The organism is Halomonas sp. PA16-9, from assembly GCF_009728585.1.
In the GTDB taxonomy this organism is placed as follows: domain Bacteria; phylum Pseudomonadota; class Gammaproteobacteria; order Pseudomonadales; family Halomonadaceae; genus Vreelandella; species Vreelandella titanicae.
This window is the reverse complement of the sequence record NZ_CP040451.1, coordinates 806284-831701: the sequence shown is the minus strand read 5'-3', so window position 1 is coordinate 831701 and position 25418 is coordinate 806284. Positions and strand designations below refer to the sequence as shown.

At 52.1% G+C, this 25418-nt stretch carries 21 protein-coding genes and 1 pseudogene; 14 read left to right on the top strand and 8 right to left on the bottom strand.

The genetic code is table 11. The annotated features are described in order from the left end of the window. Positions 1-8 precede the first annotated feature (8 nt). From FDY98_RS29280 to FDY98_RS29270, 3 genes are all read left to right on the top strand, one after another. Positions 9-377, top strand: a complete 369-nt coding sequence (locus FDY98_RS29280) for an MFS transporter (protein WP_155705974.1) — start codon at positions 9-11, stop codon at positions 375-377. 863 nt (positions 378-1240) lie between these two features. Then, positions 1241-1663, top strand: a complete 423-nt coding sequence (locus FDY98_RS29275; protein WP_155705686.1) for an autoinducer binding domain-containing protein — start codon at positions 1241-1243, stop codon at positions 1661-1663. Then, positions 1621-1845 carry a helix-turn-helix transcriptional regulator gene (locus FDY98_RS29270; RefSeq protein ID WP_155705972.1) on the top strand — a complete coding sequence of 75 codons (225 nt, stop codon included), beginning with the start codon at positions 1621-1623 and terminating at the stop codon, positions 1843-1845. The genes FDY98_RS29275 and FDY98_RS29270 overlap by 43 nt, the downstream gene beginning before the upstream one ends. A gap of 293 nt (positions 1846-2138) precedes the next feature. Here the strand turns inward: FDY98_RS29270 and FDY98_RS03830 are convergent, their stop codons facing one another. The 4 genes and pseudogenes from FDY98_RS03830 to guaB all read right to left on the bottom strand — a co-directional run bounded on the left by FDY98_RS03830 (position 2139) and on the right by guaB (position 14151). Next, entirely contained in the window at positions 2139-5990 is a 3852-nt protein-coding gene (locus FDY98_RS03830; RefSeq protein WP_027957323.1) for a hypothetical protein, read from the bottom strand. A 659-nt stretch (positions 5991-6649) separates the two neighbouring features. Next, a complete protein-coding gene (locus FDY98_RS03825; RefSeq protein ID WP_027957324.1) occupies positions 6650-10516 on the bottom strand; it encodes a hypothetical protein in 3867 nt (1288 codons plus the stop codon). A gap of 489 nt (positions 10517-11005) precedes the next feature. Continuing rightward, positions 11006-12587: pseudogene (gene guaA / locus FDY98_RS03820) on the bottom strand (glutamine-hydrolyzing GMP synthase). A 97-nt stretch (positions 12588-12684) separates the two neighbouring features. Then, entirely contained in the window at positions 12685-14151 is a 1467-nt protein-coding gene (gene guaB / locus FDY98_RS03815; RefSeq protein ID WP_155705685.1) for an IMP dehydrogenase, read from the bottom strand. 170 nt (positions 14152-14321) lie between these two features. Between guaB and FDY98_RS03810 the strand changes: the two genes are divergently transcribed. Further along, positions 14322-14477 carry a DsbA family protein gene (locus FDY98_RS03810; protein ID WP_231500609.1) on the top strand — a complete coding sequence of 52 codons (156 nt, stop codon included), beginning with the start codon at positions 14322-14324 and terminating at the stop codon, positions 14475-14477. Between the two features lie 136 nt (positions 14478-14613). Further along, positions 14614-15366 (top strand): hypothetical protein, encoded by a 753-nt coding sequence (locus FDY98_RS03805; protein WP_022519928.1) that lies wholly within the window; start codon positions 14614-14616, stop codon positions 15364-15366. Positions 15367-15386: 20 nt separating this feature from the next. On the opposite strand, the gene FDY98_RS03800 is transcribed toward FDY98_RS03805, so the two are convergent. The 3 genes from FDY98_RS03800 to FDY98_RS03790 form a co-directional block, all read right to left on the bottom strand. Continuing rightward, the gene (locus FDY98_RS03800) at positions 15387-15899 is read right to left on the bottom strand and encodes an opioid growth factor receptor-related protein (RefSeq protein ID WP_027957326.1); all 513 of its coding nucleotides are present in this window, start codon (positions 15897-15899) and stop codon (positions 15387-15389) included. A gap of 162 nt (positions 15900-16061) precedes the next feature. Further along, positions 16062-16238, bottom strand: a complete 177-nt coding sequence (locus tag FDY98_RS03795) for a hypothetical protein (RefSeq protein ID WP_155705684.1) — start codon at positions 16236-16238, stop codon at positions 16062-16064. Positions 16239-16252: 14 nt separating this feature from the next. Next, a complete protein-coding gene (locus tag FDY98_RS03790) occupies positions 16253-16837 on the bottom strand; it encodes a DeoR/GlpR family DNA-binding transcription regulator (protein WP_155705683.1) in 585 nt (194 codons plus the stop codon). Between the two features lie 110 nt (positions 16838-16947). Here FDY98_RS03790 and FDY98_RS03785 point away from each other — a divergent pair, with 110 nt between their 5' ends. The 8 genes from FDY98_RS03785 to FDY98_RS03755 all read left to right on the top strand — a co-directional run bounded on the left by FDY98_RS03785 (position 16948) and on the right by FDY98_RS03755 (position 23605). Then, complete coding sequence (locus FDY98_RS03785) at positions 16948-17595, top strand: DNA-processing protein DprA (RefSeq protein ID WP_101148381.1); 648 nt, start codon at positions 16948-16950, stop codon at positions 17593-17595. A 68-nt stretch (positions 17596-17663) separates the two neighbouring features. After that, positions 17664-18455 (top strand): ABC transporter permease, encoded by a 792-nt coding sequence (locus FDY98_RS03780; protein WP_027957328.1) that lies wholly within the window; start codon positions 17664-17666, stop codon positions 18453-18455. Next, entirely contained in the window at positions 18452-19480 is a 1029-nt protein-coding gene (locus FDY98_RS03775; RefSeq protein ID WP_027957329.1) for an ABC transporter ATP-binding protein, read from the top strand. Before FDY98_RS03780 ends, FDY98_RS03775 begins: the two co-directional genes overlap by 4 nt. 9 nt (positions 19481-19489) lie before the next feature. Next, complete coding sequence (locus FDY98_RS25870) at positions 19490-19924, top strand: hypothetical protein (protein WP_196518086.1); 435 nt, start codon at positions 19490-19492, stop codon at positions 19922-19924. After that, complete coding sequence (locus tag FDY98_RS03770) at positions 19855-20553, top strand: extracellular solute-binding protein (RefSeq protein WP_196518205.1); 699 nt, start codon at positions 19855-19857, stop codon at positions 20551-20553. The genes FDY98_RS25870 and FDY98_RS03770 overlap by 70 nt, the downstream gene beginning before the upstream one ends. 9 nt (positions 20554-20562) lie before the next feature. Further along, positions 20563-21387 (top strand): ABC transporter permease, encoded by an 825-nt coding sequence (locus FDY98_RS03765; RefSeq protein WP_009286803.1) that lies wholly within the window; start codon positions 20563-20565, stop codon positions 21385-21387. A gap of 90 nt (positions 21388-21477) precedes the next feature. Beyond that, entirely contained in the window at positions 21478-22827 is a 1350-nt protein-coding gene (xseA, locus tag FDY98_RS03760) for an exodeoxyribonuclease VII large subunit (protein WP_027957332.1), read from the top strand. A gap of 52 nt (positions 22828-22879) precedes the next feature. After that, complete coding sequence (locus tag FDY98_RS03755) at positions 22880-23605, top strand: hypothetical protein (RefSeq protein WP_340146687.1); 726 nt, start codon at positions 22880-22882, stop codon at positions 23603-23605. A 305-nt stretch (positions 23606-23910) separates the two neighbouring features. Here the strand turns inward: FDY98_RS03755 and FDY98_RS25865 are convergent, their stop codons facing one another. After that, the gene (locus tag FDY98_RS25865; RefSeq protein ID WP_196518084.1) at positions 23911-24054 is read right to left on the bottom strand and encodes a hypothetical protein; all 144 of its coding nucleotides are present in this window, start codon (positions 24052-24054) and stop codon (positions 23911-23913) included. Between the two features lie 425 nt (positions 24055-24479). On the opposite strand from FDY98_RS25865, the gene FDY98_RS03750 reads away from it, so the two are divergent. Then, complete coding sequence (locus FDY98_RS03750; RefSeq protein WP_027957334.1) at positions 24480-25334, top strand: SDR family oxidoreductase; 855 nt, start codon at positions 24480-24482, stop codon at positions 25332-25334. Positions 25335-25418: the final 84 nt, after the last annotated feature.

Here is a 25418-nt window from a genome sequence, read left to right as displayed (position 1 = left end):
ATCATTGGATATATTATGGGAGGTGTTCTCTTGGTATTATTGGATCTAGATTCGCATCGGGAATTTTATCAAATTTCTTAGGTTGGCGTGGCATTTATATAGTTTCTTTTTTTCTTATGCTTTTGGGGGCAAGCTTTGTCCTTAAAAACATGAATCCTAATAGTGAGAATAAAGAAAAGAACATTAGTTACTTGAATGTGATACGCAGCAATATTATGGCAACTTTAGAAGATAGAAGCGTCCGACTATATTGTTTCTATGGCTTTGCAACGATGTTTTCATTTACAGCCTTCTGGACTAATATTGCGACTTACCTTGATCAGTCACTCGACTTCTCTACAACAGAAATCGCCTTATTCTCTCTTCTGGGGTATTAGGAGCACTTGTTGCCATTTACGCGCCTGTTATAACTGGATCGATATTCAAGACAAGCCTCCGACTTTTCATGACTGGAATTGCACTATTGGCATGCGCGATAGCACTGCCAAACAATTTAATTTGGCTAGGAGTATTCACTGCACTGTTTGATGCATTAATACAGCTCATTCATGTATCAAACCAAAAGAAATTATATTCTAGAAGCAATGGAAAGGAGGCACAAGCAGCTAGTAACTATATGACCTTTTTCATGTTGGGCGGTGCCGTAGGTGGATTCACCTCGTCGATTGTATACACAACTAGCAGTTGGAATGGCGTTTTGACAATGTGCTTAGGGCTATTTCTACTGATGGTAATTATTGAAAGGAAAAAGTATGCCGAATATTAAACCCAACTGACTTATAAGGTAGGCTTTAAAAAGGTGGATGGTAACCTCTTTTATAATCGATACATTTCTGCAAAATCATAATTTCAAGCAGCCATCCACTATGGGTGAAAGCACCCGTGCTTCTACAAAGCTATTCAACGGTTCTGTCGAACAACCCCGATAGATCTACCTGAAGGAACAAACAGTAGAGTTAAGCACACTCGATGGCCTACCGCTTCCAGCATCTGCCGTGTCGGCGTGCGGCTTGATGCCCGTATTACCGAAGATATGACGATTTAGGCACTCGATGAACGCAATATCACTCACCTCGCGCTCTTGAATTTAGAATGTAGCTAGGCTTCCTTGAAAAACACCTAGGTTACCGGTATATTAATTTATGTTAGGCTTATATTAAAAGATATGGTCGGTACCATTAAATCAGCTAAGATATCCATGGTGAAACCTCATGGTAGATAGTTGCAGCAGGCTAGGCTCATGCTCAAGTCGTATTTAATGAATTTTGGTGAGGATCGATACTCGCTATTAACTATCCGAAACGGGATGGAAATTGATTTAGAAACCAGCCTTCCAGAAGAGTGGAAGACTGAATTTCTAAATAGGAAAATGTATATTAAAAGCGACATAGTTAAAGAAGCGAAGCAACACATAACGCCTTTCAAGTGGTCACCAGAAGAGTACTACGACTCAGACATTACCTATCTTACAAAAACATATAACATATCTCTCGGAATATCTTTCTCTATAAACACCTGGAACTCCAAGACTATTTTAACTGTCTATACTAACAACTCCGAATCTCAATTCAATAAAAATTTTGATGATATGGCGAAGCTGCATTTATATAACCTTTTAGTATTTTTGAGAAGAACCAAGAGACACCTGACTATAAAGAGCTGACTCTACGAGAACTAGAAGTCGCCAACCTTCTTAAGTTTGGAAAAACATACAACGAAATCAGCATCATACTGGACTTATCTGAGCGAACAGTTAGATTTCATACCAATAATATAGTTGAAAAGATGAATGTCTATACCGTTAAGCACGCATTGTTTAAGGCCACATCGATGGGGCTGATATAAGGGGAATGCTCCAAGAATGGAGATCACTTAATGGGGGGATTACCGTTCAACAAGCGGCATTAAGTTGCGCATTCTATTAAGCGAAGGCTACTAATAGATCACGTTTTAAGCGATGAGACGCAGGAGGTGAGCGCTGCAGTGCCGAAACTTGGTCAGAGGAGTAAACTACGCGTTCAGCCCTTATTGACGACTTAAGGGCCAGTTGATGCTGCAACGCAGCCTTCCGCTGCTGAAATACATACAAGCTGCAGCATTTTTAAATTGAATCTGCAGAAGCCCGGTCAGAGCTGGCTTCATTCAAACCGCTGCTCGCGCTTCTCATCTTCCTGCTGTTCACGCACTTTCTCGCGCTCGATCCACTCAACCAGTTTTGCAGACACCGATTTAGAAGCCTTAGCGATCTGTACGCTCTTGTGTTCAGCTAATTCGGCAATGGCATCCGCTCTAGATTGCACCATGTTCGCTCGGCTCCCAGACCAAGATGAAAGTATAATGCGCTCGGCGAACACCTCCAAAACTTCTTCTGGCTCAGGAGAGGCTTCCAACAGCTTGATTGCTGACGCCGACATCACAACTACCCTCTGATCTTCGTTCCCTGACCAAAGATTGATACCCGCTGCGATAGCCTCCCATACGCTGTTATCATTTCTGGAACGACACCACTCAATCAAAATGTCCACATCAACTTTGGCGAGGGGAGAACTCAACAGGCCTCCATGGCGAATAAAGAACAACTGTCGATCTTGTTCTTCTTTAGTGCCATCAAAAACGCGATTGAGAAACGTGTCTGGCATCAACGCGACAGTTGTTTCGATGGCACTTTCGAATGCATAAATATGGCCATAGTGCTTATCAACAACAGTAAAGATCGTGTTCAGCCACTTCATTTTTTCGGCTTTGTTACCACCGAATCTCAGCGCGGCACTAACAACGCACTCCATGTTATGCTCGACGATCCCTCCAGGATCGCTGTGATCTCTTTGCAGCCTCTGGATTGCTGCTCTCAGACCGACAAGTCGAAGATCCGAACCAAGAGTGTCCACCGCTAAATCTGTGTCATGTAATCTCATGCTAAGAGCATCCAGAATCACGTCATCGCCGTTCGGTTTACTCAAGAGCCGCTGAGCAAGATTGAGAACACGATCTCCGGGTAAATTAGCATACTCTTCCCGCCACAGGATCGGCCCATACATCCCCGTGCGAGTGTCAGGATCATCCAGAAGCGCCATGCAGCGATCTAAGTCGGCTTCTGTGAACTCACGCCGGGGATGTAATCCGACCAATACGTTTCGAAGTTCAGGATGCTGTGCGCATTGGTCGAGTAGCTCCTGTGTCAGCTCTGGCTCGACAGAGTCAGCTTCTTCGATGAAACCGCCAAAAACCGCAAAATCCCTGTTGGCTTCGGGCTGCTGCTCCAGTTGAACGACTAGTTGCTTCCAACCAACTCGCAGATTATGTGTCCCCTTTGCTAACCCTCTCCCGAATGCGGCTCGGTAGGGCATTCTATTGTTGGAGAACAGGTTAGAACCCAACTTGTTGAGTGCATAGTTTGATGCTGCAAAGTCCTCACCCAATCGAAGTGCCTTGGCTGCCAGTCGCTCTTCAGCGTTGCGATACTTGTTGGTGTCGTCATGATTAAAATCGTCGTCTAGCGCCCAACAATCGTGCCCCGCGCTCAGCACATTGGCCATGATTTTCGGGATCAATTCATGGGGTTCCAACTCCCTATCCAGCGCGGCCAGGTTGCCCGGCAGCGGCTTGGAACCATCTTCGTCTTTACGTCTGGTGTAATCGAAATTGATCGTTGAACGTACGGCTTTCCAACCTTCGTTCCAAGTTTGGTGAGCATGTAGCCTGCGAGCCGCATCAATGAGCTTTTCCCTCATGGCTTTTTGGCGCCATATCCCTCGAAACGCGTTCGCTAGGATCAGGCGTGCGGGATCTTCAAGATCAGAATCGCCGGAGGTTCCCAATCGCACCGCAACATTGATAAAGGCAGTACGCCACTCAACAAGTTCATCGTGGTTAGGTTGAAATCCAAAATCTCTTGGGCGAGCACCAAACTCAGTCGCCCCGAACCCTGTCCATGGCGGCCCATTCAAAGCAGTCGAAAGCATCCTGAAGCCTAGCGACCTGCGCTCAGCTACGCCTGATGAAAGGCATTCATCCATGATCGCTATGCGCTGATCTAGAGAAGCATGTGTGCCAGACAGGTATGCCTGGAAAAATCTTGTGATCTTATTCCGAACCGCATCATAGTTATTGCTCTCGTCTTCAAGATCCGCCACACGGATTAAGAGTCTGACACAACGTTTAAAGGCGCTTTTTTCGTATGCCAACGACTGTAGAAGATTAAGAATTGTCCTCCGGCGTGTATTGTAAGGCGATCCCATACCCTCAAAATCAGACACGGTAAGCTCTGTTTCGATTCTATCGAGTAAGGCTTCAGGCGCGACCGGGGCAACATAGTTCAGCATTCGTACTGCCGTATCTTCCAAAGTTGATATGCGACCTAGCAGCCCGTCAGGCTGGAGCCAAGCTTCAACTATCTCTTTCGCGACGGGATGTTCATGCAGCAGTCCCAGCCTATGCGCGAACGACATTAACAAGCGTTGATGACCAGAAACCTCAAAGGCCGTATTGAGACGATCAACCGGGATACTATCAAGCGCCGATGCAGCCAATTTGTTTGCTATGGCATGAGGTAAGATAGCCCGCCAATGAGCCCTCTTCTGTACAACATGTCGATCCACCAACTTCTTGACGGATCGAAACAGCTGGGTATGGGAATATCCGAATATCGAGCCCAGTACTTCCAGTTCGCTGTTACCACTCTCCATGTTTGAGACCGAAAAGGAATATACAAGAGACAAGGTTTCAGCCTGTTGCCGCAAATCGTCGTCAGGACGTTTGCGCTGCTCAAACAAGCGGTCAAACAATTGAGCATCAGAAAGCTGAGCTAAACTCTCGTCTTCCTCGACCCTCTCGGCAATTGCCAAGGACACCCTTGCATTACCATCGGCGAATTCTGCGATTCGGCGGGCGTTGTTTCTACCAATGTGAGGAAAGCGCCGAATCAGAAGTTGCTCGGCCACTTCCGGCCCAACCGCTTCAATATGGATTACCTCAGTTGTCTGCGGTTTGTCGTCCTTAATATCGTACTCGACGGTGATGAGTCTTACCTCGTTTCCCACAGCTGATACTTTGCTGGCAAGAGCAGAGTGAAGTTCTGATGGGCAATTATCGAGGATCATAACGGCACGTCGGCCTTCAGTGATAAGCCTCTCTAACATCGCTGTTGCCGAAGGGTCTGGGTCTGCCCCCGTATCCACATATACGGCTACGGTTCGATCGAGAGCATTTGTGCCAACTGTTTCGTCAAATAGTGCCTGTACTATCCTGGTCTTCCCGACTCCAGATAATCCCGTAATCCGGATGGCCTTCGTAGTAGAACGTATGAGGTTCCGCATTGGATCAATGGCATATTCTATGCTCAGTTTCTGCCCCAGGCCCGATGGTAGCGTGACCATAACGCCAGGGGCCGAAATTAACGTATCGCTTGAGCCTTGAGGTGGATTACTCCAAGGCCCGTATGGTTGCCAACCGGAATAACCTTGTCCGAGCTTTCCTTTGACCCACAGCATAACTGAAGGATGCTGACGCACCCACTGAACCAACTTAGAGCGGTCGTAGAAATCCAGGTGAATTTTACCGCTGTTGGGATCGCCATTCACGGCATCCAACATCGCTTTGAGACGCTCCCTCTTCATGAGAGGAGAGCAATCATCTTCCAAACTGACGATAATGTAGCCGCCCCCACTCGAAGCCTGCTCTGAAATCATCTCAGAAAGCTCACCCTTAGAGGACATTTCCTTCGCGATCGAACCCTTCGACATTGAGTGCTTCTTGGCCTGAAGAATCGTATTAGGCCTTTCAAGAAATCCTGTACTCAATTGATCGGTAGGAACTTGAACGTGGATATCAATTCCGCCGTCAGGAGCATTGATTGAACCTGACCAGCTTACGCACGCCGGACTATGTCCATGAGCTGATACTTCGGCCTCAGCGAGGCGAGCAATCAACTCTTCTAGCTGAGTATCGGACAACCGGAGTAATTCGTCTTTCTCAATGTCAAAGATTGCCATGACTGCCCCCAGTAGAATATCTTCCCCTTATACTCAGAGGTAACCTTACAATCCAGCCGATATAAAAATTATTGTTTACTGAAATAACTGCTCTGAGTAGTTGGAATAGTTAACTCAAGCTTATATAAAAAGAGCCCATCATAAAATGGGCTTTTTTATCTCTTATTAGCTATTACTTAACGAGCGACCTCTCTCATTCAATCACCACCGATAATTATAACTCTTTGAAGATAAAAGATTTACAAAAAAGTTGGTTAAGAGTTTTACCGTCGGGTTTACCGTCAGAGTCGCCAGCTCTTTGTTTCCGCGGGTGATGCAGCGATTTTTCTGGCAGCGGCATTTTTCACACCGTAATCAACCACGTTGCATATTATCAGAGTTGGAAATGGGTGTGCGAGTGCTTAAATTCAAGTGAATTAAATAGCTTCACTCAGCACCGCTCAATCAGAATTTGCAGTTGCAAAAAATACCGTCACGGCCACCTAGGACAAAAAGTGATTTTAAAGTTATGGTACTTCTCAGGACTTGTTAGGAGCTTTCCACAGCATCCTCGTTAGCTAGTATTCGACCACATCTGTTAGGGGCGACAGACAGTTAGCAGATATTTTGCCGTAATTGAGGTAAAGTAAATTGGTCAGGAAAGGCGCACTTTGTTTTGGTTAGTTGTTTGCGGCACGCACGCACTCATCCTGTAGCATCAACATACGCATCAATCCAATTTCGATTGATTGGTCATTTGCTTCCCCAGCAATTGCCAGGTAAGGCCCCATACACAGCGGCTCCTTGACTATCCTTCCTGCCTTTCGCTCATCGAACTCCTCAACAATCTGATTCCATGCCTGATCAAGACGGTCACAGGCCCATTCCACATACTCGGAATCAACTTCTTCAGCAACATTAGTAACAACGACCCTGCTACTCTTGAAGACCTCTATAGCTTTAGAAAAAACCCTGTTTTCATCGGGGTGCAAATTATCAAGATCACGGCAAGCCATGATTCCCGAAAGCTGTATACATGCAGCCAGAGCATCATCAAAGGCTGCAACCGTTTCGGAATTAAAAAAAGGATGAGTAATACTCTTTTTCCACTCATCGGAAAAACTCAGGTCAGGTAGCGGCACAGGTAAAGAAGGTGCCAATGCCAGAGGTGCGAGCACGATCCCATTGATAACCGGCACAACCCTGAAGCGCCAAGCGTCACCAAAGTACTGCTGACCAAGATCCAGTGAATCCTCTATGTAAGTAGCATCTGTTTCCAAATCCTCTATTTCCACTGTAATGGCAACGTCCTTTGCAGGCCAATGGACACTGTCAGGTTCATCCAACGAGCGAACCCAGCACTTTGCATTCCAGCCCTTGCTCTTTAATTTTCTCTCCAGCGTTTGAAAGTGCCTGTTAAGACGCTGCTCGGCCAATATACTACAACGCCTAGCAGCCGCAGTAATCGCCTTGCCCGGTGCTCCTTTTCGTGCACTCTTAACGATTCCCTCGATGCTTGTATTTCCACTGTCGTATGCCATCTCGTGTAAGATACAAGCAAGATCATTCAGACGTTCCTCAATCGTCTTGAGCTCTCGTAAGGGTGGTGCTGGGTGCGTTCGCCATATGTCAGACTGCCGCTGACCATGTGCCTGCGCTGCCAAGCTTCCCGCAAACATTGCTGCCCCCTTGGCGTTCTCGTCACTTGGAATTTTTCCCAATCGTCTCACTAGGTTACCCAGGATGCCGGTAAGTAACGCGCCAAGAGAATCGTCTCCATCTCCACCTTTTGCGGGCAAGACCATAACTGGCGCAGGCTTGGTAGGTATTGCATACGTAAGTGCGTTCACTTGATGGTTGATGTTATTGATCTCTACTGCCAAGGCATCTGCATTCCCAATCCTTTTCCCACGAATCCATTTTTCAGTGAAGGAGCGTAGTGTTTTTTCAGTCCGCGTTACCAGACCGGCCATCTGCTGCGTATACTCTGTAAGACTAATCGATACCGATCTTGCAAACATAATCTGACGGAAGGCAACGTTCCAGGCCACACGGGTCTTGGCGGCAATATTCTGTCTTGGCATATTCTTGGACCAGGGTCTATAGCCACAAACAACAATGGGCTGTCCTAGCGGATTGAGCGCATCCGCTGCTGCGGCATCCGCCCCTGGGGAGAGAGCAATCAATGTTTCGCAGATACTGCACACTGTCTCATGAGGCTCAGATTGCTCTTGTTCGGCCACGTGATACCAGTCGGAACGAACGGTTCGACCATGCTCTCCTTCAGAATCAACAACGGGGCTTTCCACCCACGGGGTTTGAGCCCGGAACCAATCGTACAGGACTTGTTCACCGCCCAACGCCTGCGCAAGCTGTTCAGCCAAAGTCGGCTCAATCAAGTAAGCCGTTGATAACAGCGACGCAACCTGACGTATGTCATGCTCTTCATCATCCACGACATCTGGAGTCACCTTAACTTGTATCGGCTCACCGCCACAGATCGGAACAAGACAAGAAAATAGTCGGTTGGCCTGTTCCAGGTTTTGGCTAGCCGGAATGGCACTACTCTCAGGCAGGTAATCCATGCAGGCATTCCGTAAATCCGGTTTCGATAATGCACGGAATGCCAAGATGGCGTTACGCAGTGTTTGCCAATGCTCAAACTCTGACAGGTCAGGAATATCGATTTGCGCATCACAGCCAAACATTGATGCCAGTGACCATTGCCCGCGCTGGACACCATGCTGCCCCAGGATTTCAATGAAAATGACAACATAGCGCTCAAGGGTAGCCAGCCCAAGCCCCGTCAGAATCGATACCCAGTCATCAACATCCAGATTATCCGCCAGTATACCCGCAAGCTTTTGCAACACAGTTGCCTCCTGCTCAGCAGAGCAGGCTCGGAGAAGCGACTGGATAACTCCTGGCATGGTTTCGTGAGTCACCGCTGCCAGACCTTTCCACAAGGAATCATCTGCCAGATAAACGGCCTCATCATGGGACGCCTTGCTAAGCGCATGTGAGCGCAAAGCGTGCAATCCACCCAGTACCCCAGGCCGACTTTCCCTTATCAAGTGTTCGTCGATAAGCCGGGCCAGTGCCCGACTTGCATCGGCCGGATCAATATGAAGCACTGTGCACAACTCTTTAGTTCTCACCTCTGCGCCATACGTAAAAAGCAACGAGGCGCCTCTTATAATGGCCAACTCATCATCTCTTTTCGCTAGTCGCCGAAGCCGGACTTGTTCTTCAACAACAGCGGATAGACGTTTACCTTGAGTCAGCAAATGTACATATTCAAGCATCAGGCCCTCGGCCTGCTCGAAAGGCTCTCTCCAGTGCTCCCAGCTAGTCTCGTTATCAGAGCGGAGTTTGCGCCACACCCCTTCAGCAAGATTCTCATCTAGGTTTACCGAAATGATTTCGGTATCCACTTGGTTGGTGACAAGCACAACATCTTCCTGACGAATCGAACCAATAAAATAAACAAAGGGGTAGCCCTTAAGTTCACGGGTAAGTACATCCCAAAGGTCGCTGTTGGCCGTCCCGAGTTCGTCCATTACTAGTCCCAGTGGCAATTTCTCGGAAGGTCGCCTTGCCCGTACAAAACTGATGATCGCGGCGGCATCGGCCACACCGGCTCGATATGTGACTTGGTACCAACAAATTTCACCGGCGAGTGAATTGACCGATAGCCAGAGTAGTGCGGATTTTCCGGCACCAGACGGACCGGAAAGAAGGATCTGTCTGTTTTTTTTGAGAGCATCGACCACAACCTGAGTATCACCAGGCCTTTGGATCACCAGCCCTGCAGCAACATGACCCGGCTTAGCTTTTACCCCCTGATAAAATGCAGGCTCGCTAAGCGAATCAGTGAAATCAACTGGTTCAAGCATGCCTTCAGCTAAGGCGCGCTCAATGGCGGATGGATCTTCAGCCTCCAGTCGTTCAAAAATACGTCGTTCTACCTCCGTGGTAGAAATTTTCCGTCGACGCTCGAAAGGCAAGGATGCATTCGCCTGAGATGCTTCAGCCACGAGACGGTACAGGTCACTAACAAGTCCTTCGGCGATGATTTTTGCGACACCAAGCTTGTCTGTAATCAGGGCGACACTCTCTTCGCCGGGGAACGAGCAAACGAACACTTGGTAGGATGATTCCTCGGATAGCTGACCGATGTCTACTTCGGCCATACCAGCACATGATTGCTCCAACACCACCGCGCAGCGTATAGCTGTTTGGGACTTGCTTGCGACAGCTTTAGCCTCAACTTCAGCAAGAACACTCTCCACTTTATTTCTGGAAAATGTTCCATCCTTACGTGATTTGATTTGCAGCCAAAATTCCTGCCCCCCTGCCTCAATAACACTATCTTCTAGTCCTTCAGGGATAACATAGCCGGAAGGGGTATAGCCGGCCCACTGACGAATAAGTATCAAAGTGGAAACGAAGTGCTGATAGTGGAAACCACGCCCAGCCCATGCCCCCGAGCGCGATGCCGACCAAGCATCTATTGTGTCGCTGGTAAAACCACCTTTAAAAACCATTAAAAACTCTCATAGCATATTCTCCAGGCGATCAGTTCCCCAAAGTAAGCTACATCTTTGCTCATTGCTAGCCACACTCCAGTAACTTATCAGTTTCTGTTGCCCACCAGTGAGCGCCGAGATAATCCGCCATCAAATCCTCGCAAATGGAAGGAAAACAGGGCGCCTTACTCTGGATTTTTCGACTATGCCATGCCTTTTCTCAATCTCAGCCAAGTAGCTCAGACGCCATCCCAAATTAATAGTGTTTTATCTACTGAATTACTTTTAAAAAATACTTAACACCTATTAAAATGCTTCCGGTATCACTCAACCAACCTCAACTTAATAATACTGTATTGCAAACGTATTGACGGCTGATTACTCGGCGAACAAGACCTACTCTGAGGGGTGGCTACTCAACTATCACTAAAACATTTATTTAGAAGCATTCGACTAATAAAAATCCGCCTTTCGGCGGATTTTCTTGTGCAACTAGCTAGTCAACACTCACTCCCACTCAATAGTAGCAGGCGGCTTGCTGCTCACATCATAAGTCACCCGAGAAACCCCTTCCAATTCATTGATAATGCGATTGGAAACCTTTTCCAGCAGCTCGTAGGGCAGGTGCGCCCAGCGGGCGGTCATGAAGTCGATGGTTTCTACCGCGCGTAGCGCGATGACCCATTCGTAGCGGCGGCCGTCGCCTACTACGCCTACCGATTTCACCGGCAGGAACACGGCGAAGGCTTGGCTGGTTTTTTCGTACCAGCCAGAGGCGCGTAGCTCTTCGATAAAGATGGTGTCGGCGTCGCGGAGGATATCGGCGTACTCTTTCTTCACTTCACCCAGAATACGCACGCCCAGGCCGGGGCCAGGGAACGGGTGGCGGTAAACCATATCGTAGGGCAGGCCGAGTTCCAGGCCGAGTTTGCGCACTTCGTCTTTAAACAATTCTCGCAGCGGCTCGACCAGCTTGAGCTTCATTGTTTCCGGCAGGCCACCCACGTTGTGGTGGGATTTGATCACGTGCGCTTTGCCGGTTTTAGATGCGGCGGATTCGATCACGTCAGGGTAGATGGTGCCCTGGGCCAGGAAGTCGACGCCGTCGATCTTGCTGGCTTCTTCATCGAATACGTCGATGAAGGTGTTACCGATGATCTTGCGCTTGGCTTCCGGGTCTTTCTCGCCCTTTAGCTTGCCGAGGAACAGGTCTTCGGCGTCTACGCGGATCACCTTCACGCCCATGTGCTTGGCGAAGGTCTCCATGACCTGGTCGCCTTCCGCTTTACGCAGCAGGCCGTTATCGACAAATACGCAGGTCAGCTGGGTGCCAATGGCTTTGTGCAGCAGCGCGGCAACCACAGAGGAATCCACACCGCCGGAGAGGCCGAGCAGTACGTGGCGGTCGCCCACTTGCTCGCGCACGCGCTGTACTTGGTCTTCGATGATTTGTGCAGGCGTCCAGAGTTTTTCGGCTTTACAGATATCCAGCACGAAGTGCTCGAGAATACGCTGGCCCTGCAGGGTGTGGGTCACTTCCGGGTGGAACTGTACGCCGTAAAACTGCTTCTCTTCCCAGGCCATGGCGGCAATCGGGCAGCTCGGCGTCGGCGGAGGCGGTCACGGTGAACTCGGCGGGCGCTTCGGCGACCTTGTCGCCGTGGCTCATCCATACGTCCAGCAGGGCTTTGCCGCTTTTAGCGTCTACATGGTCTTTAATGTCTTTGAACAGCGCGTTATTTTCGTCGATTTGAATCTGCGCGTAGCCGAACTCGCTCTGGTTGGAACCAGCAACACTGCCGCCGAGCTGCTCGGCCATGGTCTGCATGCCGTAGCAGATACCCAGCACCGGCAGGCCCATTTCAAACACGCACTGGGGCGCACGCGGGGAGTCCAGTTCCGTCACGGATTCCGGGCCACCGGCCATGATAATGCCGTTGGGGTTGTACTCGCGGATCTCTTCTTCGGTGATATCAAACGCGCGGACTTCGGAATATACGCCGATCTCGCGTACGCGGCGGGCGATCAGTTGGGTGTATTGCGAGCCGAAGTCGAGAATCAAAATCTTATGGGCGTGAATGTCACTCATGGCGGGGTCTCGGTTAAGCGGTGTGGGTGCCGCTGGTAAGGCCAAAAAGCAAGCGGCGAGCTGTTGTGCCCGCCGCCGTTTTAACTAAATACGCTGGTTAGCTCACCCGGTAGTTAGGGGCTTCTTTGGTGATCTGCACGTTGTGGACGTGGGATTCGTTAAAGCCAGCGCCGGTAATTTGTACGAACTCCGGCTTGGTGCGCATTTCCTGAATATCGCGGCAGCCGGTGTAGCCCATGGAAGCGCGTAGCCCGCCCATCAGCTGGTGAACGATGGCGCTCATCATGCCTTTATAGGGAACGCGGCCTTCAATGCCTTCCGGCACCAGCTTCTCGGCGCCTTCGCTCTTATCCTGGAAGTAGCGGTCGGCGCTGCCCTGGCTCTGCGACATGGCACCCATGGAGCCCATGCCACGGTAGGCTTTGTAGGTACGGCCCTGGTAAAGCTCGACTTCGCCGGGGGCTTCTTCGGTACCGGCCAGCAGGCCACCTACCATTACGGCGCTGGCGCCAGCGGCAATCGCCTTGGCCAAATCACCGGAGTAGCGCACGCCGCCATCGGCAATCAGCGGAATGTCGTACTCTTTGAGCGCTTCGGCCACGTTGGAAACCGCGGTAATTTGCGGTACGCCAACGCCAGCTACAATGCGCGTGGTGCAGATTGAGCCAGGGCCGATACCGACTTTAACGGCATCCGCGCCTGCTTCGGCCAGCGCCCGGGCTGCACCGGCGGTGGCGATGTTGCCGCCAATCACCTGAATCTGCGGGAAGTGCTCTTTGATCCAGCGAACGCGGTCAAGAACGCCTTGGGAGTGGCCGTGGGCGGTATCGACAATGATCACGTCCACGCCTGCTTCGGCCAGGGCGGCTACGCGATCCGGGGTTTCCGGGCCGGTGCCGACTGCCGCGCCGACTAACAAACGGCCATCGCTGTCTTTGGCAGCCATTGGGTAGGTGCGGGCTTTTTCGATATCCTGGAAGGTGACCAGGCCGCGCAGGTGGAACTCGTCATCAACGATCAGCATTTTTTCGATGCGGTGTTCGCGCATTTTGGCTTTGCTGGTTTCGAGGTCGGTACCTTCTTTGACGGTAACCAGCCGGTCGCGCGGCGTCATGATCGCTTCAACGCTGTCGCCGTGGTTTAGGCTGCGCATGTCGCGTTCGGTCACGATACCCACCAGGGTTTCGCCTTCTACCACAGGGAAACCGGAGAAGCCGTATTCACGGGCCATGGCGAGCAGGTCTTCGAGCTTGGCTTTAGGGCTAACGGTGACCGGGTCTTTCACAATCACGCTTTCGTGCTTTTTGACCTTGCGCACCTCAGCGGCTTGCTGGGTCATGGCCATGCTCTTATGGATGATGCCGATGCCGCCTTCCTGGGCCATCGCAATCGCTAGACGCGCTTCGGTAACGGTGTCCATCGCGGCAGAGAGGAGCGGAATATTGAGCGAAAGATTGCGGGTCAGGCGGGTTTTGAGGCTGACATCCTTGGGGAGGACATCGGAGAAGCCGGGAACGAGGAGAACGTCATCGAACGTTAGTGCTTCTTGGGCCATACGTAGCATAGCGGCAACACCCTGATTGAGAGGAAGTGGGGCGTGAAAGGTTAATCGCTTATTATAGCGTTTTGAGAGCCTTTCCAGCAATGCAGTCACGCTGTTGTGCTTATACCAAATGCTAATGACGTATGCTGTTAGGCTGATAGCTGGCCATTTTTACTGTTCAAGGGGGCTTTTTGTCTCAACAAATTATTATCTACACCGATTACGTTTGCCCCTTCTGCCTGCTGGCGGAAGAGGCGATTACCCAGGCAACCCAGGGTTTAGATGTGGAAATCCGCTGGCGGCCCTTTGAACTGCGCCCTGCCCCGGTGCCCTTAAACGTTTTCTGATCGAATGCGGGTAATTTTATGGCCTCCCCCACTCCCTAGGCACTCTCCGTCAACCAGCGCGCCAAGCAACCCCTTAAGCGAATAGTATGGCTAAGAGGTGTATCATGCTGTTTATTATTAATAAAAGGGAACAAGGATGGCAGACCAACCTAGGCAGCTCTACTACAGCAATCCGGATAACATCACGGGGGCTCGTGTTTCGCGCGATATGATGGTGACGTTATGCAGTGCTTTGGGGGAAGCGCTTGACGATCCAGATACGCGTCATTTCATTCGCAATACACGTATTCCCAATGAGCGGGAACTCTACGGTACCTTTATCAAGGCGCTGCTCAGTGATGGCTTTAATAGCCAGATTGGCCACATTGCCACTGAAGTACAGGTATCTCGTCAGACAGATGAAGCCAGCGGCAAAGGCCGAGTGGATATCATTTTCGACTATCGCAGCACCAGCTTTCTCGTCGAACTAAAAGTCATTCGTGCTTCTGTGAATGGTCGTCAACTTGGTGAAGAATACACAACAACGACACAGCGACTCGTTCGCCCGTGGCAGAAAGCCGTCAATCAGCTCATCGAGCTTGATGAAACAAGCCTGGGAAAAGCACTAAAGAAGAAGGTTATCAAGCTCCCTATCGCCCTCTACCTGCATGTGGATAACAGACAGAAGGGCAATACAGATCAATGGGAAGCGCTCAGCGCTGCAACACACGAAAGGATCGTATCTCAGTTAAATACCGATGTGAATAACGATGACCCAGCGAGCCACCACTTCAGCTATTTCCAGCCACTCACAGACCCGGTGACCACATCACGCCGAAGAGGCTGCCTCGTAGAGGGAACGCCAGACGTTAGGCTTTACGGCTTTTCTATTATTGCGGCATGCCAGTAACAACATCCGAATAATACAGGCTACTCTTTATGCGCCTCGCTCCAATACTGGATCGAGGCATCCGAAACGATGCCCTGCTCGGTACCAATACGTATCACCGCTTCCTGTAAAGCCAGCGCCAGATCGTACTGGTGACAAAGTGCCAACGAACGAATCATCCGCGAAATACGCAGGTGATTATGCCCACCTGCTTTGAGCCAAATATGCTCGCGGATATTAAGGCTCGGCTGGGCAGTAATGGTGAGCCCATCCCGAGTTAAACCCAAAAAACTCAGCATGACATCCAGCGAGACTCGCTGTTGCTCACGTAACGCACTATCGTCTTGAAATATGTCACGCTCGACATCAGTCAGTCGCGGAGCAAAACCGTTAAAACGGCCAGCCTCGGGAATGGGAAAAAGCCACTGAATATAATCATGGGTGTGCTCCAGCCAGAAGTGCGACAAGGCCCAAATGGTATTGATATAGCGCCCTTTATGATCCGGTGCCTCGCCACGGTAAAAAGCGATCAGCGATGTAAGCTGGTGGCTCATAGCATTTCCTCGTGATTCCCTCGGTAATACAATGATACTTTGAAGTAACGACACCACTTTACTCGACTAGCCGTAAAGATTCCCGGATTCCCTAAAGCAAGGGACAGCAATGAACGCACCAACGCCCGCTACACTCTCCGTCAGCCAACTCAACCAGCGAGCCTATAAAGCTTCTTGCCAACGCTCAGGGTAGGTCATGAGCGCCTGAATTTCTTCCGGCACAGGCGCATCACAAATCACTTGATCAAACTCATCAAGATGAGCAACACGCTGGATACCGCGCTGGCATAATTTCGCTGACCCCATCAGCAGAACTTTACGGCCAGCGTGGCGCATCATGGTTTGTTTTACTTCTATTTTTCACTGTCGAAATCGAGCAGATAGCCCTCAGCATCTATGCCCGAAACAGCAATCATCGCCACATCCAGCCGATAGCTGGCCAGCTCTTTGATGGTGCGCGACCCAGTCAGCGCGCCATCCCGTCCCGCCACCTTTCCGCCCACCACATGAATATCGAACAACTGATGCTGGGCAGCGAGCGTCAGCGCGGCCGTTAGGTTATGAGTGACCACGTGCAGCCTTTTACGGTAGTTCAACAGCTCGCGTGCAACATGATCGCAGGTTGTGCCCGTATCCAGAAACAGCGCTTCACCTTCCTGCAACTGCGATACCGCCAGGGTCGCCATACGCCCCTTCTCTACCTGCTGCGAATCCTGTTTGGTGGCGTAGCCAAGCCTCACCTGGGGTTTTTCGATCCGAGCCCCGCCCCGAAAACGCTGGAGTACGTTGGCGTCACACAGTTTACGAATGTCGCGCCGCACGGTTTGAGCGGAACAGTTGAGCCGCTGGGCAAGAAATTCGATCGAGGCATGCCCATGCAATTCAACCAAAGCAATTAACTCGCGATGGCGTGGGTTCAAATGCGCTAGGTCAGTCATCGGTAACAAACAATCCCCTGATAAAAAATCCGGCCTTGCGACCGTCCGTCATCAAATTGACACAGCGGGGCGCGACCATAACGATCAAATTCTTACATTTTGATCAAAACATGACTCAGACATTACAAATTTATCTTGATAAACGCCAGCGTATCACGACCCAAGCAGGTGAGCCGCTATTGCCCAAAATGCGTCCGCTTGGCGAGGCCGACTGGCCAGCCGTACTGCAATCCCCCTGCCAGCCCCGCGAAGCGCTGATTGCATTAAAGCGCAGTAACACGCCGATGCAGCGGCCTCCGGTGGGCGTGATTGGGCCTCGCGAGGCCACCCAGCGCCAGCTTGAAATAGCCTATGCCTTAGGCTCGGGGCTGGCCGAGCTGGGCATTCCGCTGTTATGCGGTGGCCGGGGCGGCGTTATGGAAGCGGCCAGCAAGGGAGCCGCACTTCAAGGAGGCGAGGTCATCGGCCTGCTTCCCGATACCCACGCAGAGGCTGCCAATCCTTGGGTTACCCTACCTATTGCCAGCGGCTTGGGCGAGGCACGCAACGTGCTTATCGCCCGAGCCAGTGTGCTGCTGATCGCCGTTGGCGGAAGCTTGGGCACCCACACCGAGGTGGCCTTTGGCCGCCATTTTGACAAGCCTGTACTCACCTTCCCGGACGCCCCCACTGCTGAAGGCATTACACCTGTCAGCAGTGTAGAGGAAGCCCTGCGCCTCACGGCTGCCCACCTATGGGGAGTCACACAACCGTCATGAATATATCAACAAACGATCAAAATCTTACATTATGGTCATTTATATTTAATCGTGGTTAGGGGTCAGACATGCGATTGATCACTTATGGTTACTTGGTTTACTTGTTGGCCCCTATCGTACTCCTGCTTATAGGCGCTTTCGGTGACCATTGGAGCAACACGCTGCTACCTGAGGGGCTAACCTGGCGTTGGTTTATCACGGTATGGGAAGACGCCACCTATCGAAATGCGATGGTAACGACCTTCAAGCTGGCCTTGACCACCTGCCTGATCAATATATTACTCGTCGTACCACTGGTGTATGGCGTCACGCTCAAGTTCCCTGCCGTGGCGCAGAGCATCACGCGTCTTCTGGTCATGCTGCCAGTAGCCGTTCCCCAATTGGTCATAGGCTTTGCTTTTATTTTGGCCTTTAGTACCGCCATGCTGCCCTGGCTGGGTAGCCCCTGGCTGCTGGTAGCAGGCCATGTGGTGGTTACCTTCCCCTACCTTTTCTACACCGTATATGCCGATATCGAGGCCTCTCCCCTCAAGGCGTATGAACGCATGGCCCAGTCCCTTGGGGCAGCCGAGTGGCAACGTTTTGTGCACCTCTATTTGCCACTGGTATATCGCTCGGTATTCACCGGCAGCTTAACGGTTGCAGCGCTGTCGATTGGCGAGTTTGAGCTGAGCAACCTGATTTCAGGTTTTATGACCCAGCCCTACCCAGTGGTGTTGATCCAAGCGTTTTACCGCACGACGGGCTTCGCCTGCGCCGCAACGCTTTTCCTGCTTTCACTCGCACTGCTGTTCTCGCTGTTTTCCACCCTGGTGCAGTGGCGGCTGGGCCGACCCTCTTCCCGGGAGTTACCGCAATGATTGCGCTAGAAAACATCCAGTTCCACTACCCCCATAGCAGCGTGGGTGTTCACGACATCAACCTGCAGGTAGAAACGGGCGAATTTCTTGTGGTGGTGGGTGCCAGCGGATCGGGAAAAAGTACGCTTTTACAGCTTATCGCGGGCTTCCTCACCCCGCTTCAAGGGCGCGTTCTACTTGATCATCAGGATGTTACCCAGCTCTCATGCGGCGAGCGCGGGCTGGGAATCGTGCTGCAGGATTATGTGCTTTTCAACCATATGACAGTGCTTGGCAACGTCGCCTACCCGCTTAAGGTTAAAGGTGTTCGCCAGGGAGAGCGCCACCGACGCGCCCGCAAGATCCTCCATGATGTAGGCCTTGAGGCGTTGGAACATTACTATCCTTCCCAACTTTCCGGTGGCCAGCAACAGCGAGTAGCCATTGCCCGTGCGCTGGTATTCGAGCCCCGTGCACTTCTGCTCGACGAACCGTTTTCGGCGCTCGACGCTTCCCGGCGGGAGTCGATGCGCCAGGAGCTCAAGCATATACAGCGTCAATTCGGCGTCACCACGCTAATGATCACCCATGATCAAGAAGAGGCGCTGATGCTAGGCGATCACGTCGCCATTCTTGAGCAGGGCAAGCTCCTTCAGCATAGTTCTCCGCACCAGCTTTATACGCAACCAGTGAATGAGGCCGTTGCACGTTTCATTGGCCGTACCAACTTTATCGACGCCCAGGTGCTCGATTCGCAGCGGATTGAAACCGCCGACCTAGGCATCTTAGAAGTGGCACCACACGCCTTCACGACGGGGCAGACCGTACGCGCCATGATTCGTCCCGAAGCCATTATTGCCAACCCAGCTAGCGATATCGCTAACCAGGCGCCTGCCACGGTGATAGAGAGGCAGTTTCTGGGCGCCCAGCAACGTCAGTACCTTCTCTGCGGCACTACCACGTTGTCGCTTGAGTCGGCTTCAATGCCGGATCACATCACTCACGTGGCGCTTCCTCCCACTCATATCCACCTGTTCAATCGCTGAGGTACTACCATGCAACGCTCTTTTGCTTACTGCCTACTCTCCGCCCTTAGTCTGCTGCCTTTATCAGCGTATGCGGCTAACACGCTTGACGCTGAGCTCTACGACGGCGAGCAAGCCCTCTACGATGCCGCCCAGGAAGAAGGGCTGGTTGTATCGTTTGATACCGGCCCCACCTGGGCCAATTGGCAAAGCCAGTTCAACCGTTTCACGGAACGCTACCCGGGTGTTCAAATTGTTTTTAACGACCTAGGCTCGGGTGCCACCGTGGTCGCTTTGGAGCAGGCCCGCAACCGCCCCCAGGCCGATACCGCCTACTACTACGCCTCTTCCGCCATTAATGCTTATGAAAAAGAGCTGTTAAGCCCCTTTACCCCATCAATTTCGACAGCATTCCCGATGTCTTCAAAGCAGACGCGGGTGAGTGGTTCACGATCCACTCCTTGAACGTGGCCTTTATCGTTAATACCCAGTTAGTCGATGAAGTGCCGCAAAGCTGGGAAGACCTGCTCGATGAGCAGTACCGTAACAGCATTGTGTACCTTGACCCGCGCTCGACCGGGCAAGGCCAAGTCCTCACCCTGGCGGCCAACTATGCAATGGGAGGCGATCTCGATAATTTAACGCCGGGCATCGATTATCTTGCGGAATTGAGCCGCATCGGCAATGTTGCCCGTGTGGTCGGTACCACGCCCTACGCGCAGTTCGTACGCGGTGAAATTCCCATCTGGATTGGCTATGAAAACGACGGTCTAAAAGCCAGCATTACCGATGGCATGGGCGACAACGCTGCGGTGGTGATCCCCGAAGAGGCGTCGGTCGCAGCGCCGTACGCTATTTCACTGGTCAAAAACGGGCCAAACCCGAATGCCGGACGCCTATGGCTCAACTATGTCATGTCGGACGAGGGTCAACGTACCTTTGCAGAAGGATTTGTTCGCCCTGTCAACGGAGATATCGAGCTGCCCGACACGCTGGTAGAGGCGCCGCAGATTCGCCCGCTGGATGTGCAAAAAGCGTCGAGCATTAGCGCTGACCTCAGCCACCAGTGGACTCAGCACGTCCTTAATCAATAAGGCCACGCCATGCCTCGCCTGCGCTTTTTTAGCGTTTTGCCGCTGGTTCTACCCAGCGGCATTATTTACACGCTGTTTTTTATGGTGCCGCTGACACTGCTGATCATTGCAGCGCTTGAGTCACCTTTGGTCACGGGTGCTCGTCTTCTTGACGAAGGGCTGGTGTTTAAAAGCTTAATAACCAGCGTTGCTTTATCCATTAGCACTGCGCTCTTGTCGGTCATCGTTGGTGTCGTGATTGCTGAGTTTCTCTATCATCAGCCGGAACGGCGACGCTTTTTTCTTCTCTGGCTGATCTCTCTCCCGCTGATTTTCAGCGGCTTGATTGTGGCATATGGTTTTATCCTCTTGTTGGGGCGGGCAGGCTTTATCACACTGTCCCTGGCATCCCTGGGCGTAGACCCGGCATGGTTTGGCCGCTTTGTGTATACCCCACAGGGATTGGTGTTGGTGTATGCCTACTTCTTGGTACCCCGCGTGGTGTTACTGATGCTGCCTGTGGTTCAAGGGCTTGACCGCCGCCAACTGGTGATGGCCGAAAGCTTTGGTGCCTCTCGGTGGCAGCAAATTCGTGACGTGTACCTACCGCCGTTACTGCCTGCGTTGATCTCCTCCTGGAGCCTTTGTGCTGCAGTGGCTTTTGGCGCCTATGGTACGGCCCTGGCGCTTACCGGTTCACAGATCAACCTGCTACCGCTCCTGCTTTACAGCAATATTTCCGACGCAGGGTCTGATATGGCTTCTGTTGCTCTTCTTGCGCTGCTAATGATGTGTTGCTGCTTGTTGCTAACCCTTCCCGGCGAATGGATTCGTCGACGTTCTCAGCATCGCTAGCGCTTGCGGGGCAACGAATTTGCCCCGCTCTATTCGATGAGAGCTAGTATTTGATGCTAGGCTACAGTGCCCTGTATTCAGATATCCGCCATGACCCAAACACCCTCCCAAACACTCTCCGTCAGCCAACTCAACCAGCGCGCCAAGCAAACCCTTGAGCGCGATGTGGGCGAGGTGTGGGTGGAGGGCGAGCTCTCTAACGTTTCTCGCCCCGCTTCCGGGCATGTTTATTTCACGTTGAAGGATGACCGGGCGCAGATTCGCTGTGCGCTGTTTCGTCAGCGGGCGCGGTTTGTCTCGGCGCCGATGCGCGATGGTGATCAAGTCAAGCTGCGCGGGCGGGTGTCGCTGTTCGAGCCCCGCGGCGACTACCAACTAATTGCCGATGCTGTGCAGGCGGCGGGCCTGGGGGAACTGCTGGCAGCCTTTGAGCGTTTGAAAGCGCAGCTAGAGGGCGAAGGTGTGTTTGCCAACGCCCGGCCGCTGCCCTTCCCGCCCCGCAAGCTGCTGATTTTGAGCTCCGCCACCGGGGCGGCCATTCGCGATGTGCTGGCGGTGCTGGAAGCACGCTGGCCACTGGCGGACGTGACGTTGATTCCGGTGCCCGTTCAAGGTGCCGAAGCTGCCCCGGCGATGATTTCAGCACTGGCGCTGCTTAACCGTCAGGCGCGGCTAGACCCTGAGCGGGACGTGATTCTGATCACTCGCGGTGGCGGTAGCCTGGAAGACCTCTGGGCGTTTAATAACGAACACCTGGCGCGGGCGATTTTTCACTCCCGGCTGCCGGTGATGTCGGCGGTGGGTCACGAGGTGGATATCACCCTGGCGGATTTTGCCGCGGATATGCGCGCGCCTACCCCATCGGCCGCCGCCGAGCGCTTGGTACCGGATCAAAACACCCTTAAGCACCAGCTGGAGCATCAACACAGCCGTTTGCAGCGGGCCATGCAAGCGCGTTTAGAGCGCGACAGCCAGCGGCTGGATACCCTGCGCGCCAAGCTGCGCCACCCCGGCGAACAGCTCAACCGTCAGCGCCAGCACTTAACCGCCCTTAATCAGCGCTTGAATCGCGCCATGCAGTTAACGCTCGGCCAGCAGAAAGCCCAGGTGACACAGCTGAGCAGGCGCTTGGCCAGCCAGGATATGGCGCGGTTGCACCGTGCAGAAAGCGAGCGTGTGAGCCAGTTACAGCGCCGTTTGGGGAGTGCGATGCAGCGCCAGTTGGAGAGCCGACAGGCACGCTTGAAAGCCGCCGCACGGGAGTTAAACGCGGTCAGCCCGCTAGCGGTGCTGGGGCGTGGCTATGCAATTGCCCAGGATGAGCAGGGCCAGGTCATTCGCCGCGCGGAAGATACCCAGCCCGGCCAGAAGCTGAAACTGAAGCTAGGTGAAGGCAGGCTAAGCGTGGAAGTTAAGCGACGTTTAAAGTCCGGGGGTTAAAGACCTAAGTTAAATGGCCGATATCTTCTAACAATGAGGAGAGGATACCGCCATGAAGATTGGATTTTCGTCTTTTACACTAATTAATCAGCGCCAAGATAAGCCGCAGTTTTTAACGCCTACCCGCGTCGCCCCCCAAAAGAGCGATCCTGCTGAAGACGACCCGTTCACAAAGCGTCTTAAAAAGCAGCAGGAAGCGCTGGAAAGCTTGGCGTCGCTGCCTACTCCAAAGGAAGCCTCCCAGCAGCAGGCCACCGATAAAGTGGGCTTCCTGCGCCAGCGGATTGAAATGCTGAAAGCCATGATGGCCTTCGCCTCTCCTGAACAGCTTAAAAACATGGCCAAGGAGCTCAAGAGCATCGCCCGTGAGCTTGCCGGTGCGGCTAAGCTGTTGAACAACCAAGGTGGCGGAGGTTCTGGCATGACCGCTATCCCGTCCGTGGTTGCAACGCCAGCAGTTCCCACGACAGCAGCTCAACCGGCCGTGGCTCAAACCAGCGGAGCCGAATCAGCGGGGCCCCGGCGGGTGGCGATGAGAGCGCTCAGGCAACGGTTTCCAGTGACGCGCAGCAAGCCGAAGCCAGTGCGCAAACAGCCGAAGATGATGCTGAAAAGGCTGCTGAGCAAGAGGCCGAGAAGGCAGCGGGCGAGCCTGAAAGCGATGAATCCACCGAGCTCGGCGTATTACCAAGCCTACCTAACCTCATTCAGAATGAAGACAACCGCTCGAAATCCAATGGCCCCAGCGCTAGTGAACACGCACTCCGCGGCGTACTGACTGACGCTCAGAAAGCGCTGCGCGAAGCGGTTAACGAACTTAAGGTTCGGCTGAATGAAGAAGATAAAGAAGCTCGTCGTGAGCTAAAGAAAGCTGAAGAAGCCATGGAAAAGACGGATCGAGCGGTTGCAGCATCCACTTCTGAAGCCCTCTACTCCTCATTGGGTCAGTTGCTGCCTACCTCGCTAGGTGACGTTGCCGTATCAACGTCCTCTATTAACATAGAGGTTTAGCGCTAATAGAAAAGGCGCTACCGGAAGTAGCGCCTTTGTTGTTTTGCGTTGGCCTAAACAATGTTGCATAGATTATTTCTTGGTATCCCTGCCTGACTTTTTATCGTCATCGGACTCCGGGTTTACATGATGAGTATCCGGCATCGGATTGGCCTCATCATGGTGATCGTCACGATCTTTAGGGGCCTTCTGGTCTTTATCGGGAACTTGAGTCATCGCTTCTTCCTTACCGTAGTGGGTGAGCGAAAGAGTGGGAGGCGTTCGTGGTGCCTCCTATCCCTGGCTGACTTAACTGTAGCCCTTCCCCTTCAACTTGCAATTCACCCTCATAAGCACCCACGACATAACTGCAATTAAACAATATTTAAAACAAACACTTAAAACAAGTAAATAGCTTTATAGCAGCTACATTAGCAATATTGATAGCATCAATAACCTGCCACTATCATTTCTCTGCATGACCAACCGTTTTATTGCTCAGCGTTCGCTTCCTGGTTTGCCGTTGTTACTACCTTGGTCTACGTTTACAGCGTGTAAGGTACTCGAGGATACGAGGGCCTGAACAGTGGTTAGTAAGTGATGTTTTACGATGACTAACCGTATGTGCAAACCAAATTGTGCCAACAATGGAGTGACCGCACATGAGTGATCAACACCAACCACCCCAGCACCAGGATAAACAGCCTGGTGATGAATACGCCATGCGCCCGGAGCCCGAATACATCCGTGAAAGCTACCGGGGCGCCGATAAGTTACTGGACAAGGTCGCGATTATTACCGGTGGCGACAGCGGCATAGGGCGTTCAGTCGCCGTTCACTATGCCCGCGAAGGTGCCGACAGCGTGATCGTGCACCTTAAAGAAACCAAAGATGCGGAAGAGACCAAACGGCTGGTGGAGGCCGAAGGTCGCCGCTGTTTAGTTTTGAAAGGCGATGTGGCAGCGCCAGCGTTTTGCCGTGAGATCGTTAAGCGCACCCTCGACCACTTCGGCAAAATCAATATCGTCATCAACAACGCCGCCGAGCAGTACGACTGGGATGACATTACCGAGATCCCCGATGATCAACTGCTGCGCACCTTCCAGACCAATATCTTCAGCCACTTCTATCTGAGCAAATCTGCCCTGCCGCATCTCAGCGAAGGCGACACCATTATTGCCACCTCGTCGATCAATGCCTTTAAGGGCAACGATACGCTGATCGATTACACCGCCACCAAGGGCGCTATTCAGGGGCTGGTGCGTTCGTTGGCGATGTCGCTGATGGATCGTGGCATTCGCGTGAACGCCGTAGCGCCAGGGCCGGTATGGACCCCGCTGATTCCCGCCAGCTTTGAAGATGAGAAGGTAGCGTCATTTGGCGGCCAGGTACCCATGAAGCGCGCCGGGCAGCCCAGCGAAATGGGCCCTGCCTATGTCTATTTGGCCAGTGAGGAATCCTCCTACATGAGTGGCCAGACCATGCACCTGAATGGCGGCGTTATCTTAAATACCTAAGCGTTTCTTATATAAGATATAGCGCGCATTCCCGGGGTGGCTTTGAGCCACCCTTTTGTTAGAACACTGTTCATACAATCACGG

Coding starts and splice junctions, on each gene's coding strand:
- FDY98_RS29275 (WP_155705686.1), top strand. CDS start 1,241: ATGCTCAAGTCGTATTTAATGAATTTTGGTGAGGATCGATACTCGCTA.
- FDY98_RS03830 (WP_027957323.1), bottom strand. CDS start 5,990: ATGGCAATCTTTGACATTGAGAAAGACGAATTACTCCGGTTGTCCGAT.
- FDY98_RS03825 (WP_027957324.1), bottom strand. CDS start 10,516: ATGGTTTTTAAAGGTGGTTTTACCAGCGACACAATAGATGCTTGGTCG.
- guaB (WP_155705685.1), bottom strand. CDS start 14,151: ATGCTACGTATGGCCCAAGAAGCACTAACGTTCGATGACGTTCTCCTC.
- FDY98_RS03805 (WP_022519928.1), top strand. CDS start 14,614: ATGGCAGACCAACCTAGGCAGCTCTACTACAGCAATCCGGATAACATC.
- FDY98_RS03800 (WP_027957326.1), bottom strand. CDS start 15,899: ATGAGCCACCAGCTTACATCGCTGATCGCTTTTTACCGTGGCGAGGCA.
- FDY98_RS03795 (WP_155705684.1), bottom strand. CDS start 16,238: ATGATGCGCCACGCTGGCCGTAAAGTTCTGCTGATGGGGTCAGCGAAA.
- FDY98_RS03790 (WP_155705683.1), bottom strand. CDS start 16,837: ATGACTGACCTAGCGCATTTGAACCCACGCCATCGCGAGTTAATTGCT.
- FDY98_RS03785 (WP_101148381.1), top strand. CDS start 16,948: ATGACTCAGACATTACAAATTTATCTTGATAAACGCCAGCGTATCACG.
- FDY98_RS03780 (WP_027957328.1), top strand. CDS start 17,664: ATGCGATTGATCACTTATGGTTACTTGGTTTACTTGTTGGCCCCTATC.
- FDY98_RS03775 (WP_027957329.1), top strand. CDS start 18,452: ATGATTGCGCTAGAAAACATCCAGTTCCACTACCCCCATAGCAGCGTG.
- FDY98_RS25870 (WP_196518086.1), top strand. CDS start 19,490: ATGCAACGCTCTTTTGCTTACTGCCTACTCTCCGCCCTTAGTCTGCTG.
- FDY98_RS03765 (WP_009286803.1), top strand. CDS start 20,563: ATGCCTCGCCTGCGCTTTTTTAGCGTTTTGCCGCTGGTTCTACCCAGC.
- xseA (WP_027957332.1), top strand. CDS start 21,478: ATGACCCAAACACCCTCCCAAACACTCTCCGTCAGCCAACTCAACCAG.
- FDY98_RS03755 (WP_340146687.1), top strand. CDS start 22,880: ATGAAGATTGGATTTTCGTCTTTTACACTAATTAATCAGCGCCAAGAT.
- FDY98_RS25865 (WP_196518084.1), bottom strand. CDS start 24,054: ATGACTCAAGTTCCCGATAAAGACCAGAAGGCCCCTAAAGATCGTGAC.
- FDY98_RS03750 (WP_027957334.1), top strand. CDS start 24,480: ATGAGTGATCAACACCAACCACCCCAGCACCAGGATAAACAGCCTGGT.